Genomic DNA, 8,979 nt, shown 5'->3' on the forward strand with positions numbered 1-8,979 from the left:
CACCGGGTCCAGGGGCCGAAGTTTAGCCGGTCGCCAGGAGCCGGGGGCGCGTGGCCGGATGAAAGCTTCGTGTCGAAACATTTGCTTGAATGGATACGACTCCCCGTCTATCGTGTCGCGTCCGGAGGAGATGGAAAACGACAAGATGGACTACCAGATCCAGCGTCTGAAGGTGCTCGGTGCGGGCATCTTCAGCCTGATGCTCGCGCTCGGCGTGGCGCGCTTCGCCTATACCCCGCTGCTGCCGCTGATGCAGGCCCAGGCCGGGCTCGGTTTGGCCGAGGGCGGCTGGCTCGCGGCAATCAATTACACCGGTTACCTGAGCGGCGCGCTGCTCGCCGCCTCGATCAGCGACCTCGTGCTCAAGGACCGCCTCTACCGCATCGGCATGGTGGTCGCGGTGCTGACCACGCTGATGATGGGGCTCACCACCGATTTCACGGTGTGGGCGGTGTCGCGCTACCTGGCCGGACTTTCGAGTGCGGCGGCGATGTTGCTCGGCACGGGCCTGATCCTGAACTGGCTGATCCGTCACAACCATCGCCACGAGCTCGGCATCCACTTCGCCGGCATCGGTCTGGGCATCGCCGGCTGCTCGGTGGCCGTGGCGCTGATGAGCCTGTGGCTGGACTGGCGTGCGCAGTGGTTCGTGTTCACCGCGATTGCCTGCGTGCTGCTGGTGCCGGCGCTGCGCTGGCTGCCGGCACCCGACACCAGCGGGCTGACGCGCAGCGGCGCGCCGATGCACGACGACCCGCCCAGCCCGCTCTTCCTGCGCATCTTCATGGCGTCCTACTTCTGTGCCGGCGTCGGCTTCGTGGTCAGCGCGACCTTCATCGTCGCCATCGTCAATCGCCTGCCCGGGTTGGAGGGCCAGGGGAGCTGGAGCTTTCTCGCCATCGGCCTGGCGGCGATGCCGGCCTGCATCGTGTGGGATTTCATCGCCCGCCGTACCGGCGCGCTGAACGCGCTGATCCTCGCCGCGGTGCTGCAGATCGTCGGCATCCTGCTGCCGGTGGTGGTCGGTGGCAGCCTGGGGGCGATCGCCGGCGCCCTGCTCTTCGGCGGCACCTTCGTCGGCATGGTCAGCCTGGTGCTGACCATGGCCGGGCGTTACTACCCGACGCGGCCGGCCAAGATGATGGGCAAGATGACCATCTCCTATGGCGTCGCGCAGATCCTCGGCCCGGCGGTGACCGGCTGGCTGGGCGAGACCTTCGGCAGCTACGCAGGCGGGCTGTGGTTCGCCGCGGCGATGATGGGCGTGGGCACCGTGTTGCTGGTGCTGCTGAAGATCGTGGACCGGCGCGACGCTCAGGCCGCGGCAGGCGTCGCCTGAGCGGGCGGCCACGGTCGCCCGTGGCGCAGGCAGAAGTCGCGCAGCAGCTGGTTGGCCATCGCGTAGCGGATCGGGAACAGCGGCGGCAGCGCGTCGACATGGAAGAAGCGCGCATCCTCGATCTCGCCCGGAGCGCAGACGATGTCCCCGCCGGCGTACTCGGCCTGGTAGCCGAGCATCAGCGCATGCGGGAAGGGCCACGCCTGGCTGGAGAAATAGCGTGGCGCGCGGATGCGCAGGCCGGTCTCCTCGAAGATCTCGCGATGCACCGCCTGCTCGGCCGATTCGCCCGCGTCCACGAAGCCGGCGAGCGTGCTGTAGAGGCCGGGCGGGAAGTGCGGCGAGCGCCCGAGCAGGATCTCGGCACCGCGCTCGACCGCCACGATCACCACCGGCGAGACGCGCGGAAAGTGCTCGCGACCGCAGTCCGGCGCGCTGCAGCGCCGCGCCGGCGGATCCGTCCGCAGTGTGGTGGGCGCGCCGCAGGCGCCGCAGAAGCGGTGCGCGCGGTCGAACTCGAGCAGCTCGAGGGCGCGCGCGGCGAGGGCGAGCGTCTCCCCGTCAAGCGTGTCGAGCAGCGACTTGAGATGCTGGAACGCATGTCCGTCGGGTGCCTCGATCGTGCGCTCGACCTCGACCACCGTCCATGCCTCGCCCGTGGTCACGGGGAAGTCGAGGGTGCGCAGCGCGACGAGACCGGCCCGCCAGGAATCCGGGCCGGCCGTGGGCGTCGCCGCGAGGTCCACGAGCAACTGGTGGCCGCGGAACACGAGCGTGCGTGCCGGCCGCGGATCGCCGGATGGGGGCAGTGAAGAAGGAAGGCTCATGATCGTGGGACCGGGGTCGGGCGGAGCGTCGGCGCAAGGAGGAAGGCGAGGGCGGCAGCATCGGGCAGATCGCCCGTGCTGTCGAGTCTGTGGCGCGGGTCGTGACCGCGGGGCTCGTTTCCAGGCCCGGCAAGGCTTGCCGCGGTTTATTTCGCGATGTGAAAGAAGGTTTCGATGCCCGACAGGTCGATAAGTGGTATTTTTCCGGGCGACTGCGATCGTGCGGCGGCCTTGCCGCGCCGGCGACAGTGGGTCGCCATCGGGTAGTCGGGACAAGATCTAAAACATATAGGGGAAATCAATGTCTGCAGGCAAATCCAAGATCATCTACACGCTCACGGACGAAGCGCCGCTGCTGGCGACGTGCGCCTTCCTCCCGATCATCCGCACCTTCACCGGTCCTGCAGGCGTCGAGGTCGAGAAGGCCGACATCTCCGTGTCGGCGCGCGTGCTCGCCGAGTTCCCCGAATACCTGAGCGAAGACCAGCGCGTCCCCGACACGCTCGCCGAACTGGGCCGCCTGACCCTCGAGCCCGACACCAACATCATCAAGCTGCCCAACATCAGCGCCTCGGTCGCCCAGCTCAAGGCTTGCGTCAAGGAACTGCAGGAGAAGGGCTACAAGATCCCCGACTACCCCGAGGACCCCAAGACCGACGAGGAAAAGGCGCTCCGCGTCCGCTTCGGCAAGTGCCTCGGCTCGGCCGTCAACCCGGTGCTGCGCGAGGGCAACTCCGACCGTCGCGCGCCCGCCGCAGTCAAGAACTACGCCAAGAAGCACCCGCACTCCATGGGCGAGTGGAAGCAGTGGTCGCAGACCCACGTCTCCCACATGCACCACGGCGACTTCTACCACGGCGAGAAGTCGATGACGCTCGACCGCGCGCGCGACGTCAAGATGGAGCTGATCACCAAGTCGGGCAAGACCATCGTGCTCAAGCCCAAGGTCTCGCTGCTCGAAGGCGAGATCATCGACTCGATGTTCATGAGCAAGAAGGCGCTGTGCGAGTTCTACGAGAAGGAACTCGAGGACTGCCGCGAGGCCGGCATCCTGTTCTCGCTGCACGTCAAGGCGACGATGATGAAGGTCTCGCACCCGATCGTCTTCGGCCACTGCGTGAAGATCTACTACAAGGACGCCTTCGAGAAGCACGGCAAGCTGTTCGAAGAGCTCGGCATCAACGTCAATAACGGCATGGTCGACCTGTACGAGAAGATCAAGACCCTGCCCGAGTCCAAGCGCGACGAGATCATCCGCGACCTGCACGCCTGCCAGGAGCACCGCCCGGCGCTCGCCATGGTCGATTCGGCCAAGGGCATCACCAACTTCCATTCGCCCAACGACATCATCGTCGACGCCTCGATGCCGGCGATGATCCGCCAGGGCGGCAAGATGTGGGGGGCCGACGGCAAGCAGTACGACAGCAAGTGCGTGATGCCGGAGTCGACCTTCGCCCGCATCTACCAGGAGATGATCAACTTCTGCAAATGGCACGGCAACTTCGACCCGCGCACGATGGGCACGGTGCCGAACGTCGGCCTGATGGCGCAGAAGGCCGAGGAATACGGCTCGCACGACAAGACCTTCGAGATCGCCGAGGACGGCGTGGCCAACATCACCGACCTCGCCACCGGCGAGGTGCTGCTGTCGCAGAACGTCGAGGCCGGCGACATCTGGCGCATGTGCCAGGTCAAGGACGCGCCGATCCGCGACTGGGTCAAGCTCGCCGTCACCCGCGCGCGCAACTCCGGCATGCCGGCGATCTTCTGGCTCGACCCCTATCGTCCGCACGAGAACGAGCTGATCAAGAAGGTCAAGACCTACCTCAAGGATCACGACACCAGCGGCCTCGACATCCAGATCATGTCGCAGGTGCGCGCGATGCGCGTGACCCTCGAGCGTGTCGCGCGCGGCCTGGACACCATCTCGGTGACCGGCAACATCCTGCGCGACTACCTCACCGACCTGTTCCCGATCATGGAGCTGGGCACCAGCGCCAAGATGCTGTCGATCGTGCCGCTGATGAACGGCGGCGGCATGTACGAGACCGGTGCCGGCGGCTCGGCGCCCAAGCACGTGCAGCAGCTCGTGCAGGAGAACCACCTGCGCTGGGATTCGCTCGGCGAGTTTCTCGCCCTGGCGGTGTCGCTGGAGGACCTCGGCATCAAGACCGGCAACGCCCGCGCCAAGCTGCTCGCCAAGACCCTGGACGAGGCCACCGGCCGCCTGCTCGACGAGAACAAGTCGCCCTCGCCCAAGACCGGCCAGCTCGACAACCGCGGCAGCCAGTACTACCTCGCCCGCTTCTGGGCCGAGCGCCTCGCCGGACAGGCGGAAGACGCCGAGCTGGCGGGCAAGTTCGCCCCGCTCGCCAAGGCCTTGGCCGAGAACGAGCAGAAGATCGTCGCCGAGCTCGCCGAGGTGCAGGGCAAGGCGGTGGACATCGGCGGCTACTACAAGGCCGACGCCGAGAAGTGCAAGGCGGTGATGCGTCCGAGCGCCACGCTCAACGCCATCCTGAAGGGCGCGCGCGCCGCCTGAGGCGGTTGATGTGCCGCCGGCCAGCGCCCGGCGGCCGGCGAACCCGAAAAGGGGCAGATCGACGAATGCGTCGACCTGCCCCTTTTTCGCGTCCCCACGCAAGGCAAGGGTATGCACGATCGCCGCCGGGTGCCTAACATGACAGCCTCGCCTTACGAGGACAGGCCGATGGCCGATTTCCGCAAGCTCCGCGTGATGATCTCCAGCCGCTGCGCGTCCACGGTGCGCCGTGGGGATTCACGGGTTTCGATGACCGTCGTCCGCACGCGGCTGAAGCGCGAACTCGAAGCGGAAAGCCTCTGCGGCGAGCGGCTTTTCGAGGTGTGGATCTCCGACAATGCGCCGGATCAATCGCAGGGCGATCTGGAGACCGCGTGGGAGAAATCGCTCGAGGAGGTGCGCAAGGCCGACATTGTCCTGGTGCTTTACACCGGCGAGGCGGGCTGGGCGCCCGCTCGCGGCCTCGGCGTGTGCCATGCGGAGTTTCAGCAGGCTTGGAACGATGGGCCGGCGCGGCTCAAGGTGGTGCGCATCGGCGACGTGGGCACGGCGCCCAAGGACGCCGCCGAGTTGAAGCGCGATCAGGCCTTCCAGGCCTATTTCGACGACCTCAATCCCACCTCGCCGGCCGCTTCCGACGTCGACGCCATCGTCGCACGCAGCCGCGAGGCCTTGCGCGAGGCGGTGGCCGGGCTGGTCAAGCTGGGTGGACGCGAGGCACGCAAGGGGCGTTTCGCCTACGGTGCCCCGCTCGACTGGAGCCGGCTCGATTTCGGCCACCGCAAGAAGGCGATGGAAGACGCGCTCGGTGGGGGGCTCGCCGAGTTCGGCGCGGTCGAATCCAGCGGGGGCTGGTTGTGGCCTCTGGGCGAAACCTCGCTGCTCACCATCTGTCATGGTCTGCCAGGGGGCTTCGGCGTGGCGGCCGCCCGGGAAATGGTGGGCCAGCCCTTTCTCCACGACCATCTGTTCCTCGCCAGGGCACTCGGCGAACGGGAAGCACCGGCCGGTCCGCTGCATCTGGTCGCCTGCCTGAAAGGCATTACCGAGAGCCAGGCGATGCGCCAGCTGGGCTTCCCGGATGCGACCATCGTCGCGGCACCCTTCGGTGTCTATGTGTCCGACCCAGTGCAGAAGATCCAGATGATCTTCCTCGCCAACTGCCGCGATCTGACCACGACCCGCAATGCCCTCTGTCGCCTGGCCGAGTGGCTGAACGCCACCGGCGAGGCGGCGAACCTGGCGCGCCGTGCGCTTGGTCGGCGCAGGGTCGTGCAGGCCATCCTCGATGTGCAGGGCGACTGAGATCGCCCGAACGATAGGAAAGCACGATGTCGTCCGCGCTTGCCGGCCTGTATGAACGCAGCGGTCGCAGCCCGCCGGCCGCGCTGGCGGACTGGGAGGCCCGCGTCGATGGCTGGTGCGATGCCTATCTCCGGGTCTTCCCCGATGCCGAGCTGTCGGAGATCAACCTCGATCTCGCCGTGTTCCAGTTCGATCATGTGAGCGAACGGGTCACGCTCGCCTATGCGCTGTCGGTCGAGCCGCTCATGCGTCGCGACAGCGGGCGCATGCGCGGCTTTCCCGACGTCAATGCCTCGGTGCGCCGCGTCCTCGGGGATCGAGCCTTCGTCGCGGACAAGGGGCATTTCCTCGGTCACGCCAGCGGAGGCATCCTGGACATCAACCTGTTCCCGCAGCGGCGCGAGCTGAACCGCGGCTGGTCCGAGGAAGGCAAGCGCTTCCGCAGCATGGAGCGGTACGTCGCCGAGCACCCCGGGACCTTCTTTTACCATCGCCCTTCGTATCGCGATCAGACCTGGATACCCGCCACGCTGGAATACGGCGTCCTGGTCGATGGGGAGCGTTGGTGGGTGGATCGGTTCAGGAACGTCTGAGCGCTGCGCCCGGCATGCAGGCTCCGCGCTAGCGTGCCGACAGCACGATCGCCCCGGGGGCGAACCAGAGCTCGTAATGGCGTGCGCGGATCGAACCGCTGCTGCCGTAGAGCGCGCTGAAATCCTCCAGGCTCGGCGTGGGCGACTGCAGCAGCGCGGCGAGCGCACGCGCGAGGGCCTCGCCGTCCTGGCGGCATTCCTCGGTACGGAAGCAGCGCAGCATGCTGCGCGCGGGGGCGGCCTTGACCAGCACGATGCCGGGAAGCTCGAGCGCGGCGTCGCCGATGCGCACACTGCGCAGGCGCGCCTCCAGCCCCTCGGCGGTCGGGCGCTGGCCCTCCTCGGCGATGTAGATCCACAGCCGCGGTGCCACGCCGCCGGACGCCGGAGCGGGCGCTGCGGAGACCGGCGGCGCGGCCTGCTGCGCCGAGAGATTGGAGAGATTGCTCACCTGGGCGCGCAGCTCCGACTTGGCCTCGGTGAGGCTGCGCTGCACCGCCTGTCCGTCGCCGCTCGCAGGGGCGTTCGCGGCGGTGGTGGCGCGTTCGAGTTCGTCGACCACGCTGGCGAGCGCGGTGGCGGATTGCCGCGCCTCCTGCGCCACCGCCTCGGCCGCAGCGCGTGCGGCGGCCTCGGCCTCGCGCGCCTCGACCAGGGCCTCGAGCTGGCGTACCACCTCGTCGCGTGCGGTGAGGGCGAGCTCGCGCTCGCCTTCGGCGAACCGGCGCGCCGCCTCGGCGATCCGCGACTGCTGCCAGGCGAGCCCGCCGAGCGCGCTGGTGAAGGCGAGCACGCTGAGGCCCACGGCGAGCGCGCGGCTGCGCCGGCGCAGGCGGCGTGCCTCCTGGCGCTGCTTTTCGGCGACCTCGCGCTCGGCCGCGCGCAGGGCGCGCGCCTCGACGCTGGCGGCGAGCAGGCGCTGCACGCGCTCCCAGCCGCCACCGTAGCGTTCCGCCCAGGCGGCGTTGCGCCGGCGCAGCCAGCGTTCGCGCTCGTCGGTGGTGGTGGCGCCGAGCACGTTGCCCGGGTCGCGCTCGAAGCTGTCGGCCTGCACCAGCAGCGCGCGCCACACCAGGCCGTTGCGGAACTCGCGGGCCAGCCAGCCCTCGCGTGGCTCGGCGATGCGCCGCCAGCAGCGGATCAGGGCCTCATGGCTGATGTCGATGAGCTCGTCGGCGGGGAGCGCCTCGTGCCCGTAGGGCTCGAGGAAGGACACGCCGTCGGCACGGAAAGTGTCCACCACGCAGCGCAGTACGGACTCCTCGGCGCCGGTCACCGCCACCAGGCGTGCGAGCGGGCAGGGCCGGCGGATGGCCTGGCCCTCGGCGTTGATGTCGGTGAGCGCGCGGAAGAGGTCTTCCACCACCCGCGTCGCCTCGCCGCCGAGGCATTGCTGCTCGGCGCGCGCCTGCACGGCGTCGGCGTGTGCCGAGAGCAGGCCGGCGAGGCCGTGCTCGGCGTGGTAATGCTCCACCCCGAGCCGCCACGCCGGCGCGCCCGGGGTCGGTCCGGCAAGGGCCAGGCCCGCGGCACGCGCACGCTCGTCGTGGAGCAGCATCAGCCCGTGCTGGATCAGCGGCAGCTGGTCCTGTCCGCCGCCGCCGTCCACGATCAGGCGCTCGGCGAGCTCGCGCGTCACCTCTCCGTCGTAGAGCACCGCCGGCTCGCGGATCGCCCGCATGAGGTCGTCGTGCTCCATGCGCGGCAGCAGGTATTGCGTGCGATTGACCGCCTCGGCGAAGCCCTCGTAGCGCGAGCATGCGCCGAGAAACTCCGAGCGCATGGTCAGCACCGCGTACAGCCCGGCCGGCGGCGCATCGAGCAGGCCGACCAGGCAGGCGGCCAGCAGGGTCGCTTCTTCCGCACCATGGCGGCGGGCGTGCTCGAAGAGCTCCTCGAACTGGTCGATGAGGATGCAGACCTGGCTGCGCGGGCCGCAGCCGAGCAGCTCGGCGAGCGCCGCCGGGGCTTCGCGGCCGAAGTTGAGCGCGCGGCGGAAGGCGATCGTGCGCAGCTCCAGCCCGTGCCCGTCGCCGCCGGGCGTGTCGAGCGCGGCGAGCGCACGCGCGAGGTTCCACAGCGGCGCAGCGCGCGGCAGTGTGGTGCAGGTACGCCAGCGCACGCCGCCGCGCGCGCTCTCCTGCTCCAGCCGCGGCAGCACGCCGGCGCGCACCAGCGAGCTCTTGCCGCAGCCCGAGTCGCCATGGACCACGAGCAGGCGATGGCCGAGCAGGCGGTCGACGATCTCGTCGGTCATGCGCTCGCGGCCGAAGAAGATCGGCCACTCATGTTGCTCGAAGGGGCGCAGGCCGGGATAGGGGCGGGGCGGCAGGCGGATCGCGAAGACCGCGTCGAAGGCGTCGTCGGCGGGGG

At 69.1% G+C, this 8,979-nt stretch carries 6 protein-coding genes; 4 read left to right on the forward strand and 2 right to left on the reverse strand.

The window, feature by feature from the left end; all coding sequences use genetic code 11:
* Positions 1–145: 145 nt before the first annotated feature.
* Positions 146–1,339, forward strand: coding sequence for a YbfB/YjiJ family MFS transporter (locus tag PO78_RS01455; protein WP_012584284.1), 1,194 nt, complete (start codon positions 146–148; stop codon positions 1,337–1,339).
* On the opposite strand, the gene nudC is transcribed toward PO78_RS01455, so the two are convergent.
* Positions 1,315–2,166, reverse strand: a complete 852-nt coding sequence (gene nudC, locus PO78_RS01460) for an NAD(+) diphosphatase (RefSeq protein ID WP_043741637.1) — start codon at positions 2,164–2,166, stop codon at positions 1,315–1,317. The two genes, PO78_RS01455 and nudC, sit on opposite strands and share 25 nt — an antisense overlap.
* 301 nt (positions 2,167–2,467) lie before the next feature.
* Between nudC and PO78_RS01465 the strand changes: the two genes are divergently transcribed.
* From PO78_RS01465 to PO78_RS01475, 3 genes are all read left to right on the forward strand, one after another.
* Positions 2,468–4,708 carry an NADP-dependent isocitrate dehydrogenase gene (locus PO78_RS01465; protein WP_004323643.1) on the forward strand — a complete coding sequence of 747 codons (2,241 nt, stop codon included), beginning with the start codon at positions 2,468–2,470 and terminating at the stop codon, positions 4,706–4,708.
* Between the two features lie 168 nt (positions 4,709–4,876).
* Positions 4,877–6,013 (forward strand): hypothetical protein, encoded by a 1,137-nt coding sequence (locus PO78_RS01470; protein ID WP_004323642.1) that lies wholly within the window; start codon positions 4,877–4,879, stop codon positions 6,011–6,013.
* A 26-nt stretch (positions 6,014–6,039) separates the two neighbouring features.
* On the forward strand, positions 6,040–6,606 hold the full coding sequence (locus tag PO78_RS01475) for a hypothetical protein (RefSeq protein WP_012584286.1): 567 nt from the start codon (positions 6,040–6,042) through the stop codon (positions 6,604–6,606).
* A 28-nt stretch (positions 6,607–6,634) separates the two neighbouring features.
* Here the strand turns inward: PO78_RS01475 and PO78_RS23100 are convergent.
* Positions 6,635–8,979, reverse strand: a 2,345-nt coding sequence (locus PO78_RS23100; protein ID WP_052484338.1) for an nSTAND1 domain-containing NTPase, incomplete at its 5' end; no start/stop codon positions are given.

The sequence above is a fragment of the Thauera sp. SWB20 genome (genome assembly GCF_000831325.1).
Lineage (GTDB): Bacteria > Pseudomonadota > Gammaproteobacteria > Burkholderiales > Rhodocyclaceae > Thauera > Thauera aminoaromatica.